The sequence below is a fragment of the Glycomyces sp. NPDC021274 genome, from assembly GCF_040641195.1.
Classification (GTDB): Bacteria; Actinomycetota; Actinomycetes; order Mycobacteriales; family Micromonosporaceae; genus Glycomyces.
Genome location: NZ_JBFADC010000003.1, coordinates 121238 through 143370, shown reverse-complemented (window position 1 = coordinate 143370; position 22133 = coordinate 121238). Strand labels below are relative to the sequence as shown.

General features: G+C 70.5%; 18 protein-coding genes. 11 read left to right on the top strand and 7 right to left on the bottom strand.

Features of this window, described 5'->3' with window-relative positions; translation table 11 throughout:
- Positions 1-16: 16 nt before the first annotated feature.
- Positions 17-1282 carry a hypothetical protein gene (locus AB0I03_RS08260; RefSeq protein ID WP_360408490.1) on the top strand — a complete coding sequence of 422 codons (1266 nt, stop codon included), beginning with the start codon at positions 17-19 and terminating at the stop codon, positions 1280-1282.
- Positions 1283-1340: 58 nt separating this feature from the next.
- Here AB0I03_RS08260 and AB0I03_RS08255 read toward each other — a convergent pair whose 3' ends face one another.
- Positions 1341-1925, bottom strand: coding sequence for a DUF1707 domain-containing protein (locus AB0I03_RS08255; RefSeq protein WP_360408487.1), 585 nt, complete (start codon positions 1923-1925; stop codon positions 1341-1343).
- A gap of 62 nt (positions 1926-1987) precedes the next feature.
- Entirely contained in the window at positions 1988-2773 is a 786-nt protein-coding gene (locus AB0I03_RS08250; protein WP_208498914.1) for a DeoR/GlpR family DNA-binding transcription regulator, read from the bottom strand.
- 167 nt (positions 2774-2940) lie between these two features.
- Between AB0I03_RS08250 and nagA the strand changes: the two genes are divergently transcribed.
- Positions 2941-4071, top strand: a complete 1131-nt coding sequence (nagA, locus tag AB0I03_RS08245) for an N-acetylglucosamine-6-phosphate deacetylase (RefSeq protein WP_360408482.1) — start codon at positions 2941-2943, stop codon at positions 4069-4071.
- 87 nt (positions 4072-4158) lie between these two features.
- Here nagA and AB0I03_RS08240 read toward each other — a convergent pair whose 3' ends face one another.
- The gene (locus AB0I03_RS08240; RefSeq protein WP_360408479.1) at positions 4159-4848 is read right to left on the bottom strand and encodes a DUF4190 domain-containing protein; all 690 of its coding nucleotides are present in this window, start codon (positions 4846-4848) and stop codon (positions 4159-4161) included.
- A gap of 511 nt (positions 4849-5359) precedes the next feature.
- On the opposite strand from AB0I03_RS08240, the gene AB0I03_RS08235 reads away from it, so the two are divergent.
- Together AB0I03_RS08235 and hisC are read left to right on the top strand one after the other, a co-directional pair.
- A complete protein-coding gene (locus AB0I03_RS08235) occupies positions 5360-6244 on the top strand; it encodes an RDD family protein (RefSeq protein ID WP_360408476.1) in 885 nt (294 codons plus the stop codon).
- A complete protein-coding gene (hisC, locus tag AB0I03_RS08230) occupies positions 6241-7302 on the top strand; it encodes a histidinol-phosphate transaminase (RefSeq protein ID WP_360408473.1) in 1062 nt (353 codons plus the stop codon). The genes AB0I03_RS08235 and hisC overlap by 4 nt, the downstream gene beginning before the upstream one ends.
- A 102-nt stretch (positions 7303-7404) precedes the next feature.
- Here the strand turns inward: hisC and AB0I03_RS08225 are convergent, their stop codons facing one another.
- Complete coding sequence (locus AB0I03_RS08225; RefSeq protein WP_360408470.1) at positions 7405-7740, bottom strand: transcriptional regulator; 336 nt, start codon at positions 7738-7740, stop codon at positions 7405-7407.
- A 239-nt stretch (positions 7741-7979) separates the two neighbouring features.
- On the opposite strand from AB0I03_RS08225, the gene AB0I03_RS08220 reads away from it, so the two are divergent.
- From AB0I03_RS08220 to pknB, 7 genes are all read left to right on the top strand, one after another.
- Positions 7980-8693, top strand: coding sequence for a DUF3662 and FHA domain-containing protein (locus tag AB0I03_RS08220; RefSeq protein WP_230602397.1), 714 nt, complete (start codon positions 7980-7982; stop codon positions 8691-8693).
- A gap of 191 nt (positions 8694-8884) precedes the next feature.
- On the top strand, positions 8885-9373 hold the full coding sequence (locus tag AB0I03_RS08215) for an FHA domain-containing protein (protein ID WP_360408467.1): 489 nt from the start codon (positions 8885-8887) through the stop codon (positions 9371-9373).
- 71 nt (positions 9374-9444) lie between these two features.
- A complete protein-coding gene (locus tag AB0I03_RS08210; RefSeq protein ID WP_360408464.1) occupies positions 9445-10713 on the top strand; it encodes a PP2C family serine/threonine-protein phosphatase in 1269 nt (422 codons plus the stop codon).
- A 54-nt stretch (positions 10714-10767) separates the two neighbouring features.
- Positions 10768-12744: an FtsW/RodA/SpoVE family cell cycle protein gene (locus AB0I03_RS08205; RefSeq protein WP_360408461.1), complete on the top strand. Its 1977-nt coding sequence runs from the start codon at positions 10768-10770 to the stop codon at positions 12742-12744.
- Complete coding sequence (locus AB0I03_RS08200) at positions 12741-14198, top strand: penicillin-binding transpeptidase domain-containing protein (RefSeq protein ID WP_360408458.1); 1458 nt, start codon at positions 12741-12743, stop codon at positions 14196-14198. The genes AB0I03_RS08205 and AB0I03_RS08200 overlap by 4 nt, the downstream gene beginning before the upstream one ends.
- A 262-nt stretch (positions 14199-14460) precedes the next feature.
- Positions 14461-15768 carry a protein kinase gene (locus tag AB0I03_RS08195; RefSeq protein WP_360408455.1) on the top strand — a complete coding sequence of 436 codons (1308 nt, stop codon included), beginning with the start codon at positions 14461-14463 and terminating at the stop codon, positions 15766-15768.
- Positions 15769-15841: 73 nt separating this feature from the next.
- The gene (gene pknB / locus AB0I03_RS08190; protein WP_360408452.1) at positions 15842-17758 is read left to right on the top strand and encodes a Stk1 family PASTA domain-containing Ser/Thr kinase; all 1917 of its coding nucleotides are present in this window, start codon (positions 15842-15844) and stop codon (positions 17756-17758) included.
- Positions 17759-18136: 378 nt separating this feature from the next.
- Here pknB and AB0I03_RS08185 read toward each other — a convergent pair whose 3' ends face one another.
- The 3 genes from AB0I03_RS08185 to AB0I03_RS08175 form a co-directional block, all read right to left on the bottom strand.
- Positions 18137-19918 (bottom strand): ABC transporter substrate-binding protein, encoded by a 1782-nt coding sequence (locus AB0I03_RS08185; protein ID WP_360408449.1) that lies wholly within the window; start codon positions 19916-19918, stop codon positions 18137-18139.
- Positions 19919-19984: 66 nt separating this feature from the next.
- Complete coding sequence (locus tag AB0I03_RS08180; protein WP_360408446.1) at positions 19985-21052, bottom strand: ABC transporter ATP-binding protein; 1068 nt, start codon at positions 21050-21052, stop codon at positions 19985-19987.
- Positions 21045-22130, bottom strand: a complete 1086-nt coding sequence (locus AB0I03_RS08175; RefSeq protein WP_360408443.1) for an ABC transporter ATP-binding protein — start codon at positions 22128-22130, stop codon at positions 21045-21047. The genes AB0I03_RS08180 and AB0I03_RS08175 overlap by 8 nt, the downstream gene beginning before the upstream one ends.
- Positions 22131-22133: the final 3 nt, after the last annotated feature.

Below are 22133 nucleotides of genomic sequence, written 5' to 3'. Positions count from 1 at the left end.
CACAAAGGACGTACGCATGACCTACATCCCCCCAGAGCGCGACGACGCCCTCGACCAGACCCGCCAGCTCGAGTTCACACCGCCGCCGATGCCCACCACGGGCGACGGCGGGCCGGTCGATCCCTTTGCGGGCCAAGGACCTTACGAAGCCGAACCCGTAGCCGCCGCGGCCCCCCGCGACCGGCTCGTCTTCCAGTTCATCTGGGAGGCCATCCTCCTGCTGCTCACCCTGAACGCGCTGTTCATGGTCTACCGCCGCCAGGACGACCTCTTCGGCGTCGACGACTTCATGGAGTCGCTGTCGCGGCACGCCCTCCACCTCACACCGGTCCTGTTGGCGGCCTTGGCGATCGGGCTCTCGCTCCGCCTCGGCGCGGTGAACCTGGCGGCGCCGGCGCTGGCCTTCGCGATCACGGTCGCCGCGCCGTTCGAGACGGACGTGTGGCTCTACATGGGCTACGTGGCGGGCGCGGCGGTCGTCGCGGGCCTGCTGTACGTGCTGCTCGTGGCGGCGTTCCGGATCCCGCCCTGGTTCGCGGGCCTCGCGATCGGCGTCGCGGTCATCGCGGCCCTCCCGGTCACCTACCGGCTCGCCGACCCGGGCACGTACACCCTGCCGGCCCATCCGAACGGCCTCTACGTCCTCGGCGGGGCCGCGGTCCTGGCGGTCGCGGGCGGCTTCATCGGCCTCGCCCCGGGTATGCGCGACGGTTTCAGCGCGGTCAAGCGCCTCGCCGACGGGGACGGCGAGCGCTCCGCTTCGGCGGTGTTCCTGCTGCTGGGCGGCACGGTCCTGTCGATGCTGCTGGCGGCGGGTGCGGGGTACGTGACGTACATGTACGCCCTCGGTCCGATCGAGGGCGAGCACCACTTGAACTTCGGCCCGTACGGCGACTACGCGACGGCGGTCGAGCCGCAGCTCCTGGCCTTCGCCATCGTGCTCCTCGCGGGGACGAGCCTGTGGGGCCGCCGCGGCGGCGTCTTCGGCGTCGTCTTCGCCACGATCGCGGTGTGGGCCGGCCTGCTCCTGTGGAACCGGGCGGTGGCCGACGCGGGCGAGGGCTCCTGGCAGGCCGACTACTCGCAGGCGATGTACGCGGGCGTGCTGCTCGTCGCCGTCTTCGTCTCGTTCGCCCTCGACCGCCTCGGCCAGCCGAAGGACGCAGTGGAACCCGACGACGGCGCCTACCCACAGGAGATGCGCCCCTTCGAGCCCAACGCTCCTGAAGGGACCGGCCTCTTCGACCCGACCCTTCCGGACGCGACGTCGCAGCAGCGCTGATCGCACACGAAAGCGGCCGGTCGCCCGAAACGGGAGGCCGGCCGCTGCTGCGTCGGTCTTACCAACGCCACCAGAGGAAGCGGCGTTCGTAGCGGACATGGACCCGGGCGAAGTGGGTGCGGCCGGTGAGGCGGAAGCGCGGGCCGTCGCCTCCGGCTCGGCTCCGGTTGAACACGCGGCCGCCGTCGAGCTGGACGTTGTCGTCGACCGCGGTGGCGCCCTCGGGGAGGACGAGCGTGAACCCTGAGTACTTGAGATCGAGTTCGATCTCGATGTCGTCGCTGGTGAACACGGCGTCGCGGCAGTCGAGCACGGTCCGGCCGTGCTGGGGCCTGACGACGATGCGTGCGGGGACCTTCCAGGCCCCGTCCTTCCGCAAGGTCGTGTAGCTGTGCGTCAGTTCGAGGGCCGGCGCGGGGTGGGTGGTGCGCTCCGCGGGGACTGCGAGCGCGCCCGTGGTCTTGGGCAGGTCGGTGAGGAGCTGCTCGACCTCGGCGAAGGTCTTGGCCTCGTAGACCTTGCGGGAGCGCTCGGCGAACTCGTCGAGTTCGAGGCGGCCCTCCTCGGTCGCGGCGTGCAGGCGGCCGATGACGGCCTCGCGCTCGGCGTTGGAGATGCGGACGTTCGGATCGGGGGTCGCCATCGCTCGTAACCTTTGCTCGCGCCGGTGGGCACGCCCAGCCTATCGCCCGGGCGGCAATGCCCTCAAACGACGATGACGCGGATGCCCGCTTCCTCGAAGCCGCGCAGCTGCTCGGGCGGCGCGTTGCCGTCGGTGACGAGGGTGTGGACGCGGTCGGTCGGGCAGATCCGCGCGAAGGCGTGGCCGCCGATCTTGGAGCCGTCCGCGATGACCACGACCTTGCGGGCGCGGGCGGCCATGAGGGCGTTGATGGCCGCTTCGCCCTCGTGGTGGCTGGTGGCGCCGAGCTTCATGTCGATGGCGTCGACGCCGAGGAACGCGATGTCGAGGGTGATCTCGCGCAGGATCGGGGCGGCGAGCGGGCCGATGAGCTCGTACGACTGGGGCCGGACCACGCCGCCGACGACGACGACCTTGAGATGGGGCCGGACGATGAGCTCGTTCGCGATGTTCAGCGCGTTGGTGACGATCGTCAGGCCCGTGGAGCCGGGGGTCGCCACCAGGTCGGTGCGGGTCGCGAGCGCCCGCGCGACCTCGGTGATGGTGGTGCCGCCGTTGAGGGCGATCACCTGGCCGGGGCTGACGAGTCCGGCCGCCGCGGTGCCGATGCGGTGCTTCTCCTCGACGTGCCGGGCGGTCTTGTAGCGCAGCGGGAGGTCGTAGGAGATGCCGCCCGCGACGGCGCCGCCGCGGGTGCGGGTGATCATCTGCTGCTGGGAGAGCTGGTCGAAGTCGCGCCGGATGGTGGCCTGGGAGACGCCGAGCCGTTCGGCCGCTTCCTCCACTGTGATGCGTCCGGTCTCTGCGAGGATCTCCAGCAGGGTGTTCCACCGGGCGTAGCGGTCCACGTCGCTCCTCGGGTCGGGATCGCGGCGGGCGGGCCGCGGTCTGCGCGATAGTGTTCGTTGTACGTCTTTCGGCGCTCGAGCGATGCTCAAGTCATGCTCGTGCGCTCACGATCATTGTGCCGCACCGGGGTGGGCCCATACACGCCGGATCGATTGGAAGGAGCGCCGTGGACGGCGTCTTGCTGCCGGCCGTGGGCCGCATCGTCACTCCCGACGGGATCGTCAACGGGACCCTCATCGTCGACGGCGACCGGTTCGAGGGGATCCTCGAGCGGGAGGGCGATCCGACCGGCTGGGTCCTGCCGGGGTTCGTGGACGTCCACTGCCACGGCGGCGGAGGCTTCTCGCTGGCGAACGGCGACCCCGAGTCGGCCCGGGGGGCCGCGGCGTTCCACGCCTCGCGCGGCACGACCTCGCTGGTCGCCTCGCTGGTCTCGTCCACGCACGGGTTCCTGCTCGACGCGACGCGGGCGCTCAAGCCGCTGGTCGCGGACGGCACGCTCGCCGGCGTCCACTACGAAGGGCCCTATATTTCGGCCGCGAAGTGCGGCGCGCACCGCGTCGAGGTGCTGCGCGACCCGGACCTGTCCGAGCTGACCGAGCTCATCGAGGCCGGGCAGCTGGACGGCAAGACCGGCGCGGTCAAGATGGTGACGATCGCGCCCGAGCTCGAGGGCGCGCTGGAGGCCATCGAGTTCCTGGACCAGCGCGGGGTCGTGCCCGCGATCGGGCACACGAACGCGAGCTGGGAGCAGACCGTCGCGGGGATCGACGCGGGCGCCCAGGCGGCCACGCACCTGTTCAACGCCATGCGGGCTTTCAACCACCGCGAGCCGGGCCCGATCCCGGCGCTGCTGGACGACGAGCGGATCTTCTCCGAGATCGTCGCCGACCCGGTCCACCTGCACCCGGGCACGATGCGCTTCGCGTTCGACACGTCGCTGCCGGCGTGGACGCTGCTGGTCTCGGACGCCATGGACGCGGCGGGCCTGGACGACGGCCGCTACATGCTCGGACGCCACGAAGTCGAGGTCCACGACGGCGTCGCGACAGTGGCCGGGACCGACATCATCGCGGGTTCGACGATCACGCTGCTGGACGCGTTCCGCAACGCGGTCCGCCTGGCCGGGCAGTCGGTGGAGGCCGCGTCGCAGATGGCCTCGGCGACGCCCGCGGAGCTGCTGGGGCTGAGCGACGTCGGGGCGATCGAGACCGGGAAGTACGCCGACGCGGTGGTCCTCGACGACGACTTCAACCTCGTCTCGGTGATGCGGCGCGGGGCCTGGCTGCAGGTCTGAGACCTCTTGCACGCAGCGGGCCGGGCGCATTCGCGCCCGGCCACTGTCGTTCTGAGCGCAGTGCTCGCGCCCCTAGGCTGCGCTTCCCTAAAGCATGGGGGCTGCGTCGTACTGCATCCCGCCGCCCGCGCCGATGATGACGTAGATGAGGCAGAACGTGAAGAACGAGGCGATGCCCAGCACCAGGCCGGTGATGGCGATCGGCTTGTTCGTGGCGATGTGCTTGTTCGCGCGGCTCCAGCCGACCGCGCCGAAGACGATCGCGAGGACGCCGAGCGGCCACGTGAAGGTGTTGAGCACGGGGATGAACGACAGGACGACCGCGATGATGCCGCAGACCAGGGCCGCCGTGCCGAGGCCGTTGCGCGGTTCGCGGCCCTGCAGCGGCCCGTCGCCGTCGTAGGCCGGCGGGGGCGGAGGCGGCGGTGGGACCGCGCTGCCGGAGTAGGGCGTGTAACCGCCGCCGCCGGGCGGTGACTCGCCCGGCCCGGCGCCGGGCGGCGGGGGAGCGGGCGGGATGCCGCCGAACGGCCGGTCGGCGGGCGCCTGCGGCGTCTCGCCGGGCGTCTCCCCGTGCGTCGGGCGCGGCACCCCTTCGGGATCGGCCCCCGGCGGGCTCCAGCCCGGTTCGGGTCCGGACGGGCCCGGCTGGTTCCCCGAGAACGGGGTGCCGCCCTCCTCGGTCTCGCCGCGCCGTTCCGGCTCTGTCCGGTCCGGCCGTTCCGGCTCTGGCGGTTCGGGTTCGGGCGGGCCCGGGGTCGGCGGGTACGTCGTCATGGCGGCCTCCTCGTCTGGCGCGGGCTCTCGGCCCCGATGTCCCGCAAGGTAGACCACATCCCACCGGTCCCGTGGGGATTCACGGGAACCGGTGGTCCCGCAGGCCCCGCAGGTCGTGCCCGGCTCGGGCATTCGGAACTCCGCTCGGATTTTTTGCGGTTAGGGGTTTACTACCCGTCAGTAGACGAGTAGAAATGAGTTACGGATCCGGAAGGACTTCCCGGGGACAAGCTCTCCGCAGACCGGAAGGATTCGGGCACCGCCGCCGAGCACCCACGTGCGACCTGAGCCGTCGGGAGGCACAGCGGGACCAGCCACCTAGGGGCCAGTCACCGCTATAAAGACATCACGCTTGGTAACTCGGTCGGAAGTGCAGCACGTTGCGAGCGGCCCAGTCGAGGCAGTAACCGACTGGGCCGTGTCGTTGTCTTCAGGCAGGTTCCGCCCACCCCGATGCCGCTGTGGGCGAACTGACTGGGAATGTCGAGGCGAGGCTGCAAGAATGGCCTCGATGACCACGATCGAACCCGGCTGGTACCCGGACCCCGCCGACCCGGCCACGCAACGCTACTGGGACGGCGACGCCTGGGTCGGCAAACCCGTCCCCGCCGACGCCGAGCCCCCCGCCGAACCCGAACCGGTCGACCCCGAACCGGAACTCCTCCCCACGTCCCTTAAGGACGACGCACCGGAAGCCGCGGTGCAGACCCTCCCCATGGACCGCCGCTACGGCGACGGGCCGCCGCCGCGCATCATCCAGCGCACCCCCGGCACCGTGCAGCCGCCCGACACCGTCCCGATCCGCTCCCTCGGCGTCACGGTCGGCTGGATCACCCGCCACGACATCCACCGCATCCTCGGCGGCCGCGTCCTCGCCCACCCCGGCCAGCGCTTCGTCGCCCGGATCGTGGACGTCGTGTGCATGCTGGCGCTCAACGCGGTCGTCAACGGCTACTTCATCTACCAGATGATGCAGACGTTCTGGCCCTACTTCCTCGAGGTCGCGTCCTCGGCCGACCCGGGGGAGGTCGCCGTCCCCTCGCGCCTGTCCGACCAGCTGTGGGTCGTGCTGCTCATCGCCCTCGGCCTGTGGTTCGCCTACGAGGTCCCGGCGACGCTCAACACCGGGCAGACGCTCGGCAAGCGGCTCATGGGGATCAAGGTCGTCTCGCTCGCGCCCGTGAACCTCGGCTGGGGCCGGCTCCTGCTGCGGTGGTCGTACTTCGCGCTGCCGCTCCTGTGCTTCCCCTTCGGCGCGATCCTGTGGATCCTCGACGGGATATGGTGCATCCGAGACCAACCCTTCCGCCAATGCCTGCACGACAAATCCCCTGGCACCGCCGTCGTCGAGGTGGGCGGCGAGAAGGCCGAACCTGAGAAGGAGCCCTCACGATGAGCGATCCTCTGCGTGACGACCTCGCATCCATCCCCCGCTACGTTCCCGGCAAGGCGATCCCTGACGCCGTGAAGCTCTCCAGCAACGAAGTGCCGTACGGCCCGCTTCCCGGTGTGGTGGAAGCGATCACGGGCGCGGCCGCCACGGTGCACCGCTACCCCGACCTCGGCGTCGCCGAACTGCGGGGCGTGCTCGCGCAGCGGCACGGACTGCCCGTGGAGCGCATCGTCACCGGCACCGGCTCGGTCGCCCTCATCGGGCACCTCATGCAGGCGGTCGCGAAGCCCGGCAGCGAGGTCGTCTACTCCTGGCGCTCCTTCGAGGCCTACCCGATCGCGGCCACCGTCGCCGGGCTCACCAGCGTCCAGGTGCCGAACACCCCCGACCACCGCCACGACATCGACGCGATGCTCGCCGCCGTCGGACCCGACACGCGCGCGATCGTGATCTGCAGCCCGAACAACCCCACGGGCCCGGCCGTCACGACCGACGAGCTCGACCGGGTCTTCGCCTCGGTCCCCGAGGACGTGCTCGTCGTGATCGACGAGGCCTACCGCGAGTTCGTGACCGACCCGGCCTGCCCGGACGCGATCGAGCGCTACGCAGATCGCCCGAACGCGGTCGTCTTCCGGACCTTCTCCAAGGCCTGGGGCCTGGCCGGCCTGCGCGTGGGCTACATGGTCGCCCGGCCCGAGGTGGCCGACGCCGTGAGCCGCTGCGTGATCCCGTTCGCGGTCAACGCGGCCGCGCAGCGGGCGGCCCTCGCGGCCCTTGAAGCGGAAGGCGAGATGCGCCGCCGGGTCGCGCTCGTGACCTCGGAGCGCAAGCGCACAGTCATGGCCGCCCGGGAACTGGTGCCTGACGTGCCGGACTCGCAGGCGAACTTCTTCTGGCTGCCCCTGGGCGAGCGCGCGGTCGCGTTCGCCGCGCACTGCGAGCAGCGCTCGATCCTGGTGCGGCCCTTCGCAGGCGACGGCGTCCGGGTCACCATCGGCCTGCCGGAGGAGAACGACGCGCTGCTCGAAGCGCTGCGCGCGTTCGTCGAAGCCGAGCGGTAGCCCGCCAGAGTGCTTGAGCGGCAAGCGAAATGCGGCACCGTATCCGGTGCCGCGTGCGAAAGGATCTGAGAGTCCGGGCGCCCCACCGGCGCCCGGCTCCGTCTACTTGGCCGAGCGCTCGTTCTCGCTGCAGAAGGCCTCGTACATCTCGGCGAGGGTCTGCTTCTGCTTCGCGGTGAGGTCGCGGTCGGTGGCGATCGCCAGCGGCATCGCGGAGCCGTTCTCGGGCGTGAAGTTCGCCCGCAGGTACATGATCGGGGTGGTCATGCGCAGCGCCAGCGCCAGCTGCCGCAGTACCGCGCCGCTGGGACGGCGCACACCGCGTTCGCCCTGGAGGTAGGGGTTGGAGACCCCGGCGGAGTCGGAGAGCTCGCGGAACGAGACGTGGGCGCGTTTGCGCACGTCCCGGACGAATGAGCTGAAGTCGCGATCTGTCACCCGCGTCACCCTACGCGCCTTCGACCGGCACCGCCACCCGACCCTGCCTGGCCTGTCCGTCATTCGGTACCAGCGGCTGACAGGGGCCTCACCCGATCAGACGATATGAAAAGGACTCCGGGACGGGTTGCGTCTCAACCGCTCGCCGTCGCTGGAACCCAGCCGATACCATCGGGAGACGACGCGGCTATGCAAGGGAGCGTCACGGTCCGGATGGCGTCTGACGAGGAGGAGAACCGGTGAGCGTTCTGCAACGCTTGGAGAAACAACTGGAGGGCCTGTTCGAGGGCACCTTCAACAAGATGTTCAAGGGCGTTGTGCACCCGGTCGAGATCGCCAGCGCCATGCAGCGCGAGGCGGAGACCCACAAGGCGGTCCTCGCCGGCGGTCGCGTGCTGGTGCCGAACCGCTACGTCATCGACCTCTCCCCGCCCGACCACGACCGCCTCGCCCCGTACGCGGCGGCGCTGGCTCAGGAGCTGGCCCAGTCCCAGGCCGAGTTCATCGGCGAGAACGGCTGGACCGTGTACGGCGACGTCATCGTCGAGATCGAGCGCGGCGAAGGCCTCGACACCGGCATGTTCCGCGTGACCGCCGAGGTCGCGGCCCTCAACGAGGGCGTGGACCAGCCGGTCTCCGGCGGCGGCTACGGCCCCGCCCAGCAGCAGGCCCCCACGGGCCCGGTCCTGGTGACGGCCGACGGCCGCCAGTTCACCGTCGCCCACGGCGCCACGATCATCGGCCGCGGCGAGCAGGCCCAGATCCGCCTCCCCGACGTCGGCATCTCCCGCCGCCACGTGCGCGTCGACTTCGACGGCCGCCAGGTCTCGGTCACCGACCTCGGCTCGACCAACGGCACCCTGGTCAACGGCCAGCGGATCGCCACCGTCTCCATGCAGCCCGGCGACGTCATTCAGATCGGCACTACTTCTCTTACGCTCCAGGCCGGTTAGCGCCTGCGACCACGTGAAGCCCCGGTCCGCGAGGCCGGGGCTGCGTGCTACTCCGGGCCCGGTCGTGAAAGCCCTGGGCCCCTTGCCCGTAGCGGTGGGACGACCCGCTCGGTCCGGCGGCTCGCGCCTGCACCCGTGCCACGGTGGGCTACCGTGTCCGAGACCGATCGTTCATTCGCTGGGAGCGCCGAATGCCTGAGATAGTCCAGACCGTCGCCCGGTTCGGGTTCCTCGTGCTGCTGTGGCTGTTCGTGTTCGCCGCCGCCCGGACGATCACCCGCGACCTCCTCGCCCAGCGCCGTCCCGCGACCGCCGGGCCCGGCGCGGCCGGCCCCGTGTCGGCCCCGCCCGCCCCCGGCGGCCGCGGCGCCCGCCCGCAGGCCCCCCACGCCGCGCAGTGGCTGGTCGTGACCACCGGCGAGCTCCAGGGCCGCCGGTTCGTGCTCTCCGGCCAGCCCATCTCGATCGGCCGCGCCCCCGACTCGACGATCGTCATCTCCGACGACTTCGCCTCCAACCGGCACGCCCGCGTGCGCCCGCAGGACGGCCAGTGGGTGGTCGAGGACCTGGGCTCCACGAACGGCACCTACCTGGGTCGCGCTAGAGTCACTGCACCCACGCCGGTCCCGCTCGGGGTGCCCATCCGGATCGGGCGTTCCTCCTTCGAGCTGCGTCCCTAGCAGCGCGAGGAACGAGAGACGGCGATGTCGACATCGAACAGCGGGCGTGCCCGCGCTACGGCGGTTGATTCATGAGTTTGCACCTGCGATACGCGGCCATCTCCGACCGCGGGGTGGTGAGGCAAGGCAACCAGGACTCGGTGTTCGCCGGGCCCCATTTCATCGCCGTGGCCGACGGCATGGGCGGCATGGCCGCCGGTGACCTCGCCTCGGCCATCGTCATCAACACCGTCGCCCGGCTGGACGTGCCCCCGCCCGCCGACTCGGTCGTGGACGAGCTCGCCGACGCCGTGGCCGACGCCAACCGCGCCATCCGCCGCGCCGTGGCCGACGACCCGCAGAAGGAGGGCATGGGCACCACGCTCACCGCCCTCTGGTTCGACGGCGAGTGGTTCAACCTCGTCCACATCGGCGACTCCCGCGCGTACCGCCTCCGCGAAGGCGGCTTCGAGCAGATCACCGTCGACGACACGTACGTCCAGATGCTCGTCGACGAAGGCCGCATCACCGCCGAGGAGGCCGAGCGGCACCCGCAGCGCTCCCTGCTGCTGCGCGCGCTCGGCGCGGCCGAGGTCGAGCCGGCGTTCCAGACCATCAAGGGCGTCCCCGGCGACCGGCTGGTCCTGTGCTCCGACGGCCTCTCCGGGCCCGTCTCGGACGCCGACATCGCCCGCACCCTGCAGAGCGCCGAGTCGCCGCAGGAGGCCGCCGAGACCCTCGTGCAGCAGGCGCTCGACGCCGGCGCTCCGGACAACGTCACCGTCCTCGTCGCCGACGTCGTCACCGAGCACCCCGGCGAGCAGCGCCAGCTCATCGGCGGCGCCGCCGCCGACGCGCGCCTCGCCGAATCCGACACGGCCGTGCTCCGCGCCGTCAAGGATACCGAGGACACCGTCGACCCGGACGAGTCCGAGACCACCGACCTGCAGCCGAAGGCCCGCCGGAAGGGCCGGGTGTGGCGCACGATCCTCGCCACTTTCATCGTGCTCACCCTCGCCGCCGGAGCCGGCGTGTGGTGGGCCCGCACGCAGTACTTCATCGGCGTCTCAGAGGCGGGCACCATCAGCCTCTACCGAGGCCTCCCTTTTGAAGTGGCGGGTTACCGGATGGCGTGGCTCGACACGGACTCCGGACGGCCCGCCGAGGACGCCGTGGACTCGGTCGAGTCCGAACTCGAGAACGGCAGGACCGTCGACGGCGGCGCGGCCGCGGCCGAGGACGCCCTGAGCGACCTGGTCGACGCCGACGCCGCCAACGAGAGCCTCGACCCGCTGTGCGCCGCAGCGGAAGGCGAGACCGAGGCCGTCCCGGCGGCCGCGAAGGACTGTCGCGACGACTGAGCGCGGCCGATATAGGCTCGCAGAGCATTCTGGACCGAGACGCAAGGGGAACTGATGGCCCAGCCGATGTCGGCGACCGCCCGGCCGGCGGGACCGTCCGAGCCGCCGCTCACTCCGCTGACGGGCATGCCCAAGCGCGTCTTCCGCGAGATCGTCATGCTCGTCGTCGGCGGCGTCGCGGTCTTCCTCCTCCAGCTCTCCATCGACGTGGCCCTCACCGAGACCACCACCTCGGTGACCTTCATGCTCCCGCTGCTCATCTTCATCGTCTCGATGTGCGCGTGGACCGCGGTGAAGATCCTCGCCCCGTACGCCGATCCGCTGTTCGTGCCGATCGCCGCGTTCCTCACCGGCATCGGCATCGTCTACATCAGGCGCATCGACCGCACCGCCCAGACCGACGACCCGCTTCCCGCCGACGCGGGGATCTTCGCCGGCCAGGGCGGGCGCCAGCTCATGTACTACATGGCCGGCGTGTTCCTGCTGACCGTGCTCCTGATCGTGGTGCGCAACCACCGGGTGCTGCGGGGGTACGCGTACATCCTGCTGTTCGCGGGCATCTTCCTCGCCGCGATCCCGGGCTTCCTGCCCGCCTCCATCTCGGCGTCGGGCGGCTCCAAGAACTGGATCCGCTTCGGCAGCTTCTCGGTGCAGCCCAGCGAGTTCGCGAAGCTGATGCTGCTCATCTTCTTCGCCGTGTACCTGGTGCGCAAGCGGGACATGCTCTCGGTGGCGGGCAAGAAGATCCTCGGCCTGCAGCTGCCGCGCATGAAGGACCTCGGCCCGATCGTCATCGTCTGGGCCGCCAGCCTCGTCATCCTCGTCATGGAGCGCGACCTCGGCACCTCGCTGCTGCTGTTCAGCATCTTCCTCTCGATGCTGTACATGGCGACGCGCCGCGCCTCCTGGATCGTCATCGGCCTCACGATGTTCGTGGGCGGCTGCATCGCGATCTACCCGTTCTTCGGCCACCTCCAGGTGCGCGTGGCGATCTGGCTCGACCCGTGGAAGCACGAGTACGTCTGGAGCGACGGGTCGACCCCGTCGTCGTGGCAGCTCGTGCAGGGCCTGGTCGCGATGAACTCGGGCGGGCTCATCGGCAACGGGCCCGGCTCGGGCAACCCGAACTCGATCCCCGCGTCCGAATCGGACTTCATCCTCGCCGCCATCGGCGAGGAGGTCGGCCTCATCGGCCTCATCGGCATCCTGCTGCTGTACGCGATCCTCGTCCAGCGCGGCTTCAAGACCGGCATCATGTCGCGCGACCTGTTCGGCTCGCTCATGGCCGGCGGCCTGGCGTTCCTGGTGGCGTTCCAGCTGTTCGTGGTGCTCGGCGGCGTCACCGGGCTCATCCCGATGACCGGCCAGACCACCGCGTTCCTCGCCGCGGGCGGCTCCTCGCTCGTCGGTTCGTGGCTGCTCATCGCGCTGCTCGTGCGCGTCTCCGACGACGCCCGCAAACCCTGGCAGGCCTCGTTCGGCCTGCTGAAGACCGAGGCCCCGCCGGAGTTCCTCGCCGAGCAGGCCGCCAAGCGCGCCGCCGAGCAGGCCGAGCTGGCGGGCGTCATGGACTCCGGCCCGATCCCCGGCGGCGACCAGCCGACCGAGCTCATCATCCCCGGGCACCTCCAAGGCGGCGGCCCGCCCGCGGGGACCATGGAGGAGGACGTGCTCAGCCCGCCTCCGGGCGGCCCGGTCTCCGGCCCGCCGATGCCCCCCTCCTCGACTCCGCCCGGACCGCCTCCCCCGATGTCCCCGCCGCCCGACCGACTCGGCGGTCCCATGGGCCCCGGCGGCCCGGGAGGACCCGGCGGTGCCGCCAGGTTCGGCAACCCGAACACGCGCGGCCCGCAGTACCCGCCGCAGACGCCCCCGCCGCCGCCCGGTTCGGCCTACGGGAGCCCGCCCCCGGGCGGGAACACGACCCGCCCCGCCCCGCAGACCCCGCCACCGCCGCCGAGCTCTGCCTTCGACTACCGCCCTGAACCCCCGAACGGCTACGACGACAAGAGGAAGGAGGGCGGCGAATGAATCCGGCCCTGCGCCGCATGGGCGTCATCGCGCTGGTCCTGCTGGCCGCCCTCATGGTCCAGTCCACCTGGGTGGCGTTCTTCCACCACGAGGACTACGAGGACCTGCTCAACGGCCGCAGCCTCGTGGCCGAGTACGAGGTCCCGCGCGGCCAGATCCTCGCCGGGGACACGGTGATCGCCGAGTCGGTCCCGACCGACGGCGGCACGTACGGCTACCAGCGGAACTACCCCGAAGGCGACTATTTCGGGAACATCACCGGCTTCAAGTCGATCAACTACGGCGGGTCCAACCTCGAGGCGTACGAGAACTCGCTGCTCAACGGCACGAGCTCGCTCCTGGCCTTCGACGACTTTTGGGCGACCCTCCTCAAGGAGAACAAGATCGGCGGCAACGTCGTCACCACCATCGACCCGGAGCTGCAGAAGGCCGCCTACGACGCCCTCGCGGAGACCGACGTCGAGGGCGGCGCGGTCGTGATCGACCCGCGGACCGGCCGCATCCTCGCCCAGGCCTCCTACCCCGGCTGGAACCCGACCGAGGTCTCCTCGAACAACGGCGAGACCGCCGAAGCGGCCAAGATCGCGCTCGACGACTCCGGCGACATGCTCGACCTGACCCGCCAGGAGTACTACCCGCCGGGATCGACGTTCAAGACGCTCGTGGCCGCCGCGTACATCGAGAACGGCGGCAAGGCCGACGACATGGTCCCGGCCGGGAACGGCTACACCGCGCCGGACACGAACCACGAGATCACGAACTCCAGCGCCCAGTGCCCCAACGAGGAGTACACGCTCGAGAAGGCCTTCGAGCTCTCGTGCAACACCACGTTCGCGCGGATGTGCGTCGAGGACCTGTCCGTCGAGCAGATCACCGAGATCACCGAGGCCTTCGGCTTCGGCGAGGCCTACGAGACCCCGCTGGAGACCGTGCCCTCGCGGACCGGCGACCTCTCCGAGGAGGCGTTCCGGGCGCAGGCCTGCATCGGCCAGCAGGAGGTCCGCGAGACCGTCCTGCAGAACGCGATCGTCGCCGCGACCATCGCCAACGGCGGCGAGCGGATGGCCCCGCAGATCGTCGCCGAGCTCACCGACTCCGAGGGCAACACCGTCCAGAACTTCGCCGAGGACGACCTGGGCCGCTCGATCGACCTCGACACCGCCCAGGAGCTGCAGATCCTCATGGAGGCGGTCGTTGAGAACGGGACCGGCCAGACCGCGCAGATCGACGGGTACACCGTCGGCGGCAAGACCGGCACCGCCCAGCACTCCGACTCCAGCGACAACCCCGAGCCCGACCACGGCTGGTTCCACGGCTGGGCGATGGACAAGGACGGCGAACCGGCCGTCGCCGTCTGCGTGTTCCTCGACTCCTACGGCGACGGCGCCTCGGCCAAGGCCGCCGAGATCTCCGGCGACCTCATGCAGCAGGTCCTGGAAGGCGCCGAGGAATGACCGGCCGCGAGCCGGCCTCGGCGCCCCCGCCAACCGGGCCGGGCCGCGATCGGGAATGATTGCGGCAAAGACACGGTTTCCTCACGATCCCCTGACGTAGCAACCGAACGGCTCGCCCGAACGTGGATCTTCAGAGAGGTCGGGGCCGGGGTGTCGCGCGGCAGTGCCGCCGCACGACGAACCAGGGGCTGAGCTGCCTGCCAGTACACTGAAGCGTCGATCCCCCCGGAGCTGATCCCTCCCCAAGAAATGAGGAGACGCCGTGTTGAGCCCCGAAATGCTGCTCGGGCAACGCTATCGCCTGCGCGAACGCATTGCCGTGGGCGGCATGGGCGAGGTCTGGCGGGCCGAGGACACCGTGCTCGAACGCACCGTGGCCGTGAAGGCGATGCTCCCCGCGCTCCTGAGCGAGCCCGGCTTCGCCAAGCGCTTCGCCGCCGAGGCGAAGATGGTCGCCGGCCTCACCCACCCGCACATCGTCAACGTGCACGACTTCGGCAACGCCGACCTGCCCAGCGGCGAGACCACCGCCTACCTGGTGATGGAGTTCATCGAAGGCAAGTCCCTCGCCGACCTCATCGCCGAACGCGGCCGCCTCGACGCCCGCGAGCTCATGCCCATCATCGCGGCCACCGCCGAAGCCCTCCAGCAGGCGCACGAGCGCGGCATCATCCACCGCGACATCAAACCCGGCAACATCCTGGTCCGCGACAGGGACGGCCAGGCCGTCCTCACCGACTTCGGCATCGCCCGCTCCGGCGCGTCCGGGGACCTCACCGCCACCGGCTCGGTCATGGGCACCGCCTCCTACATCGCCCCCGAGCAGGCCGAAGGCACCGGCGTGCTGCCCGCCTCGGACATGTACTCGCTCGGGGTCGTCGCCTTCCACGGCCTCACCGGGCACCGGCCGTTCCAGGCCGAGAACCCGATCGAGCTCGCCCTCCACCACGTGCGCACCCCGCCCCCGCCGCTGCCGCCGGACATCCCGCCGGGCGTGCGGGCGTTCGTCGAACGCTCCCTGGTCAAGAACCCGCACCAGCGGTTCGCCAGCGCCACCGAGATGGCCGCGCTCGCGCGCGTCGCGGTCGACGCCAACCCCATGTCGACCTCGGTCATGCCGCCGGTCGGGCAGCTGCCTCGCCGCGCGGGCGTGGTCAGCATGGGCGGGCCGCCCGCGGGCGTCGCCGACCCGGTGACCGCGGCCCCGCAAATGCCCATGGGAGGCCAGGTCCCGCCCGGTTCCTCGCCTCCGGGGATCAACCTGGGAGCCGTGACGCCGCCGCCGGCGTCAAAGCCGGGCATGAACCCGAACCTGCTCAAGGTCCTCGCGGGCGTGGTAGGCCTCATCGTGGTCGGCGGTATGGTGTGGCTGATCCTCAGCTTGAACGGCGGAGGCACGCCGTCGGGCGACGGCGACAGCCAGGACCCGAGCCAGGTCGAGGAGAGCGCCGACGATTCGCCCGACGACGAGGCCGACACCACCCCTGCGGAAGAGCCCACGTCGAACGGCATGGAAATGCCCACGATGGGCGAGCGCACCTGCAACCAGCTGGCGGAGAACTGTAACTGATAGCGGGCTTTCCGGTCTGCTCGTGCCATTAGAATCAAGCCGCGATGAACGGAACACGAGGACGTAAAACGCGATGACCACAGAGCCCCGCCTGCTAGGCGGCAGATACGAGATCGGCGAGGTCGTCGGCTACGGGGGGATGGCTGAAGTCCACCGTGGCCGGGACCTGCGACTCGGCCGCGACGTGGCGGTGAAGCTGCTGCGGGCCGACCTCTCTCGCGACGAGTCCTTCCTCATCCGGTTCCAGCGCGAGGCCCAGAACTCGGCGTCGCTCAACCACCCGAACATCGTCGCCGTCTTCGACACCGGCGAGGACATGGGCATCCCCTACATGGTGATGGAGTTCGTCAACGGCCGGACCCTCAAAGAGGTCCTGCTCGCCGAGGGCCGCTTCGACGCGGCGACGGCGTGCGAGGTCGTGGCCGACATGTGCTCGGCCCTGGACTTCAGCCACAAGCACCACATCATCCACCGGGACGTCAAGCCCGGCAACGTGATGCTCTCGGACACCAACCAGGTCAAGGTCATGGACTTCGGCATCGCCCGGGCCCTGGCCAGCGGCCAGGCGACCATGACCCAGACCAGCGCGGTGATCGGCACCGCGCAGTACCTCTCCCCGGAGCAGGCGCGCGGCGAGACCGTGGACGCCCGCTCGGACGTGTACGCGGTCGGCTGCGTCCTCTACGAACTGCTCGTGGGGCACCCGCCGTTCACCGGCGACAACCCCGTCTCCGTGGCCTACCAGCACGTGCGCGAGGAGGCCCGGCCGGCTTCGGAGCTCAACCCGAACGTGCCGGACTCCGTCGACGCCGTGATCATGAAGGCGCTCGCGAAGAACCCCGAGAACCGGTACCACTCGGCCGGGGAGATGCGCGAGGACCTGATCCGCGCCGCGCGCGGGCAGGCCGTGCTGGCCCCCGCGGTGATGAGCGCGGGCGACCGGACCCAGATGCTGGCGAACGCCGACTCGACGGCCCCGATCACGCCGATCGCGACCTCCTCGAGCAAGCGCCGCCCGTGGCTGGTCGCCCTGGGGGTGATCCTCGCGCTCGTCGCGGTCACCGCGGCGTCGTGGGGGATCATGCAGATGCTCGAGACCTCCCAGGCGGTGGCGGTGCCCGATGTGGTCGGGCAGGAGCGGGCGGTCGCGGAGCAGACGCTCAAGGATGACGGTTTCACGGTGACGTTCGAGGAGGTCGCGGCGACCGATCCGAACGATCCGACCATCGACCATGTCACCGCCCAGAGTCCCGAGGGCGACGAAGAGGTCGACGAGGGTACTGAGGTGGAACTCACGGTCACGGTCGCCCCGGCGGACGTCACGGTCCCGGACGTCGTGGGCGATGACGTCCAAGAGGCGACCGACGAGCTCGAGGCGCTGAACCTCAAGGTCAAGGTGGTCCAGGAGGCGAGCGCCGAGCCGTCCGGTGAAGTGCTGTCCCAGAACCCCAAGGGCGAGAGCAAGGTCCCGCCGACCACCGAGGTCACGCTGACCGTCTCGGAGGGCGGCCGGGCCACGGTGCCCGACGTGTTCGGCATGACCGTCGACCGGGCGACCCAGACGCTCAACGATGCCGGGTTCAATGTGGAGGTCGAGTACGGCGGCGGAGGCGAGCAGGTAGGCGTCGTGTACGCGCAGGATCCGGGTGCCGACTCGAACGAGGAGGAAGACACCACGGTCACCATCACCGCTCAGGGTGTAGTGATCACCTGGGATGCCACGACCACCCCGGCCGACCTCCAGGCGACGCTGCAGGGTCTCGGGCTCACGGCCACGATCGACGGCGATCCGGCCGCGACGACCATCGAGGCGGTCACGAGCGGGGACGGCGCGATCACCAGCGGCACAGCCGTCGCGCCCGACACCGCGGTGACCATCACCGCCGCCGAAGAAGACGACGGCGGCGGGGGCGGCGACGAGACCAGTACGCCGCCTGACGACACCTGTAATCCGCTGACCGACCCGAGCTGCAACGACAACGACAACTAGCGGGGAAACGAGCGCCAAGACCAGTCGGGCTAGGGCCCCATCGCTTTGCGATGGGGCCCTAGCCTTTGTCGTCGTGCACGGCCCCGAATTCCGTGAAGGCCGCCGACGTGAAGGGATCTCCGACTCCCGCGACTGGCACGCAGCAGGGCCCCGGCTGCGCTCCTGGGAGCGCAGTGCCGGGGCCCTGCTTCTCTTGTTCGCCGCGCGTTGACCCGCCTCGGTCCTGCGCGGCTCCGGGCCGGGGTTGCAGGCCCGGTCCGAGCTTGTGTTCGGTGGCAGTGCAGGGCTCCCCGGGCGCGAGCAGGCCGCCCGGGGAGCTGGACCGCGGCCCGAGGGCCCGTCCGGGGGACCGGTATGAAGGCCGGTCCCAGGTGGGTGTTACTTCGGCTCGATGCCGCCTTCGAGGAGGCGGACCATGATCGGGTTGTCGAAGTAGACGTCGTTGAGCGCGTAGGAGCCCGGGTCGATCGCCTTGACGCGGGCGCCTTCGACGCCGTAGCTCACCCGCTGGTTCAGGAACAGCGGCAGGCGCGGCAGGGTCTCGTTGAAGACGATGCCGAGCGTCTTGTTCGCCTCGGCCTGCTCCTCCTCGGTGCCCTGCTGGGCCTTGAGGTACACGTCGTTGACGTTCACCGTGCCGAGGGTGGGCGATTCGACCGCGTCGGTCGGGATGCCCATGCCCGCGGCGTCGGCGGTGCCGGCGTTGTCGGTGAACCAGGCCATCTGCCACGAGCCGTAGGCGTAGGGCACGAACGGGTTCGCCCACTGGCGCACCGCGATGTCGTAGTCGCCCGCACCCCAGATGCCCCACGGGTTGTCCTCGGGGACGCTCTTGTAGCTGACGTCGATGCCGAACTCGGTGAGCTGGGCCGCGGCCTGCTCGCCGGAGAGCACGAAGTCGGTCCAGCCCTCGACGCCGGTGATCGCGTACTTGGCCGGGTCGCCCGCCGGGGTGTGCCAGGCGTCGCCCTCCTTCGTCCACCCGGCTTCCTCGAGCAGTGCGGCCGCCTTGGTGTGGTCGGGCGTGTAGTACTCGAGCTCGACGCCCTCGAACAGGCCCTCAGCGTGCGGGTCGGGCAGGCCCGAGTAGGTCGCCGGGATGTAGTAGCCGCCGTTGCCCTTCGCGATCTCGCCGATGGACTCGCCGTCGAGGATGTACATGAACGCCTTGCGCACCCGCGCGTCAGCGAACTCGGGGAACCGGCCCTGGTTGAGCATGAGGCCGATGCCGTCGAAGCCCGGCGTCGAGAGCTCCTTGAGCCCCTCCACCCCGGCGATGGTCTGGCGGTCGGTCGCACCCAGCACCTGCGTGCAGTAGTCGATCTCGCGCGAGAGCAGCATCTGCACCGCGGCGGCGTTGTCGCCGGCCTGGACCTCGACCTTCGCGAACTTCACCTTGTCGGCGAACAGCCCGTCCGGATGGACCTTGAAGCTGATGACGGTCTCGCCGATCTGGTCGAACATGTAAGCGCCGCTGGTGATCGGGTCCTCGTCCTTGAAGTCGACGGCCGCGATCTTCTCCGCCAGCGCCGACTGCTCCGTGCTGCCCTGGACCGCACCGGCCTCGACGAGGGCCTGGGCCTCGTCCATCCACTCGCCGTAGCGGGCGTGCGGCAGGATCTGGGCCTTCAGCGCGCCGTGCTCGACGCCGGGGAACGCCGCCGAGTACGTGACAGTGACCGTGGTGTCGTCGTCGGCCGTCGCCGAGACCAGCTGGTCCCAGCCGACCGTGCCCTGCGCGGCGTTGAGCTTCTGCAGGTAGATGGTGCCCACGACGTCCTTCGCGGTGACGGCGTTGCCGTCGGTCCACTTGACACCCGAGCGCAGCTTGATCGTCAGCGTGGTGCCGTCGAGGCTCACCGACTCGGCCAGCTGCGGGATCCACTCCAGGGTCTCCCAGTCGAGGATCGCCGGGCGGGGCAGGAACAGCTCCGCCACGGGCGCGGGGACCAGCAGCGCGGCGTTGTTGATCGCCGCGTTGTGGTGCTGGGTGGTGATGTCGAACGGGTAGACGTAGATGAAGGTGCCGCTGGCGCCTTCGCCTTCCGCGCCTTCGGCCTGGCAGGCGCCGAGGACGCCCGCGGTCGCAACGGCGCCGGCGCCGAGGCCGACCGCCTGCATGAGGTTGCGTCGGCTGAGCTCGAATCGCTGAGAGGTCATCGCCGTTTCCTTTCAATCAATGTAGAGGGCAGTGATGTGTATGTGGTTGAGCAGGGGTTACCGAGGTCAGATGGCTGATTCGGGTTCGGGCCGCCGCGAGCCGGGGACGGCGTCGAAGGTGATGGTGCGGTCGTCGAGCAGGGCCGGCGCGCGGTCGCGGGCGACCACGTGGCAGGCCACGTCCCGTCGCGACGCGAGCTGCAGCAGGGGCCGCTCGCCGTCGCACAGGCCCGGCTCGAAGGCCGGGCACCGCGGGTGGAAGGCGCATCCGGCGGGCAGGTCGTGGAGGCTCGGGATCTCCGCCGAGCGGAGCTGCTCCGCGGAGCGGTTGGTCCGCGCCAGGTCCGGGTCCGGTTCGCACACCGCGCCGATGAGGGCCTTGGTGTACGGGTGCTGGGGGTTCCCGATGACCTCCGGGGTGGGGCCGTGCTCGACGACCTTCCCCAGGTACATGACCGCGATCTCGCCGTCCCACGCGAAGTACTTCGCGACGGCCAGGTCGTGGGTGATGAACAGGAAGCCGACGTCGAGTTCGTCGCGCAGCCGCCCGAGGGTGTTGAGCAGGCTCACCCGGATCGAGACGTCCAGCATGGACGTCGACTCGTCGCAGATGAGCAGTTTCGGGTCCATGGCGAGTGAGCGCGCGACGTTGACGCGCTGGCGCTGGCCGCCCGAGAGCTGGTGCGGGTAGGCGTCCAGGTAGGACTCGGGGGGTGTGAGGTCCACGAGCCGCAGCAGTTCGGCGGCCTTGGCGCGGGCTTCGGTGCGGCCCTTGACCAGACCGTGCCGCTTGAGGCCGGCGGTGAGCGTGGAGCAGACGGTGCGGGTCGGGTTGAGCGCCGCGTACGGGTCCTGGTGGATGTACTGCACCGAGCGCCGGTACTCGGTGCGCTCGGCCGCGTTCATCGCGGTGAGCGACTTGCCGCGGAATTCGACCGAGCCTGCGGTGGGCCGGGTGATCCCGGCCGCCGCGCGGGCGGTCGTGGTCTTGCCGCAGCCGGACTCGCCGACCAGGCAGAGGACCTTGCCGGCCTTGACCTCGAGGTCGACGCCGCCGACGGCGGCCACGGGGCCCTTGCGGGTGTCGAAGACCTGCTCCAGGCCCGACAGCTTCAGCAGCGGTGTCTCAGACATCGGCGGTCTCGCTTTCGACGGTGCTGTCGACGGTGTTCGCGGGCCGTTCAGCGCTCTTGCGCTGGAAGCGGACCTGGTCGTGGTGGAGGCACGCGGCCTTGTGGCTCATGCCGAGCGGGCGCGCGGTGAGCAGGTCGAGGTCGATCCGCTCGCGCTTGCACGCGTCCGTGGCGAACGCGCACCGCGGGTGGAACGCGCAGCCGCTGGGCATCGCCTTGAGGCTCGGCGGGTAGCCGGGGATCGACTCGAGCTGGGGCCGGTCGCCCTTGACGGGCATGACCGCGTTGATGAGCCCGGCCGTGTACGGGTGCTTGGGCTCGTAGAAGATGTCGCGGGCCGAGCCGGTCTCGATGATCCGCCCGGCGTACATGGTGGCGACCCGGTCGGCGAGCTCGGCGGCGAGGCCCAGGTCGTGGGTGATGAACACCATCGTGAACCCGAACTTCTTGCGCAGCTCGTGGAGCTGCTGCACGATCGAGCGCTGCGTCAGCAGGTCCAGGGCCGTGGTCGGCTCGTCGAGGACGAGCACCTGCGGGTCGAGGGCGATCGCGAGCGCGATGAGCGCGCGCTGCTTCATGCCGCCCGACAGCTCGTGCGGGTAGGACTGGAGCACCCGGTCGGGGTCGAGCCGCACGGTCTCCAGGAGCTCCCCGGCGCGGGCGTCGACGGCGGCCTTCGTCCACTTCTTGCCGTCCGAGTGGTCCTTGAGGGTGTCGGCGAAGTGGTCGCGGATCTTGATGACCGGGTTGAAGGCGTTCATCGCGCCCTGGAAGACCATCGCGGCCTCGGCCCAGCGGAAGCGGCGCAGCTGCTCCGCCTTCATCTTCAGGAGGTCCGCTGTGGAGCCGTCCTTCAGCCGGTAGGTGAGCGAGCCGGAGGTGATCTCGCCCAGACCCGGCAGCAGCCGCAGCAGGCCGAGGCCGAGGGTGGTCTTGCCGCAGCCGGACTCGCCGACGAGCGCCAGCGACTGTCCTTCGTAGAGGTCCAGGTCGATGCCGCTGACGGCGGTCACCGACTCCTTGCGGCCGGTGCGGTACGCGATGGAGAGGTCGCGGACGCTGAGAATCGGGTCGGTCATGGT

What these genes read in the sequence shown, in the direction of transcription:
- AB0I03_RS08260 (WP_360408490.1), top strand. Translation starts at nt 17, where the DNA reads ATGACCTACATCCCCCCAGAGCGCGACGACGCCCTCGACCAGACCCGC.
- AB0I03_RS08255 (WP_360408487.1), bottom strand. Translation starts at nt 1,925, where the DNA reads ATGGCGACCCCCGATCCGAACGTCCGCATCTCCAACGCCGAGCGCGAG.
- AB0I03_RS08240 (WP_360408479.1), bottom strand. Translation starts at nt 4,848, where the DNA reads ATGACGACGTACCCGCCGACCCCGGGCCCGCCCGAACCCGAACCGCCA.
- AB0I03_RS08235 (WP_360408476.1), top strand. Translation starts at nt 5,360, where the DNA reads ATGACCACGATCGAACCCGGCTGGTACCCGGACCCCGCCGACCCGGCC.
- hisC (WP_360408473.1), top strand. Translation starts at nt 6,241, where the DNA reads ATGAGCGATCCTCTGCGTGACGACCTCGCATCCATCCCCCGCTACGTT.
- AB0I03_RS08215 (WP_360408467.1), top strand. Translation starts at nt 8,885, where the DNA reads ATGCCTGAGATAGTCCAGACCGTCGCCCGGTTCGGGTTCCTCGTGCTG.
- AB0I03_RS08210 (WP_360408464.1), top strand. Translation starts at nt 9,445, where the DNA reads ATGAGTTTGCACCTGCGATACGCGGCCATCTCCGACCGCGGGGTGGTG.
- AB0I03_RS08205 (WP_360408461.1), top strand. Translation starts at nt 10,768, where the DNA reads ATGGCCCAGCCGATGTCGGCGACCGCCCGGCCGGCGGGACCGTCCGAG.
- AB0I03_RS08200 (WP_360408458.1), top strand. Translation starts at nt 12,741, where the DNA reads ATGAATCCGGCCCTGCGCCGCATGGGCGTCATCGCGCTGGTCCTGCTG.
- pknB (WP_360408452.1), top strand. Translation starts at nt 15,842, where the DNA reads ATGACCACAGAGCCCCGCCTGCTAGGCGGCAGATACGAGATCGGCGAG.
- AB0I03_RS08185 (WP_360408449.1), bottom strand. Translation starts at nt 19,918, where the DNA reads ATGACCTCTCAGCGATTCGAGCTCAGCCGACGCAACCTCATGCAGGCG.
- AB0I03_RS08180 (WP_360408446.1), bottom strand. Translation starts at nt 21,052, where the DNA reads ATGTCTGAGACACCGCTGCTGAAGCTGTCGGGCCTGGAGCAGGTCTTC.
- AB0I03_RS08175 (WP_360408443.1), bottom strand. Translation starts at nt 22,130, where the DNA reads ATGACCGACCCGATTCTCAGCGTCCGCGACCTCTCCATCGCGTACCGC.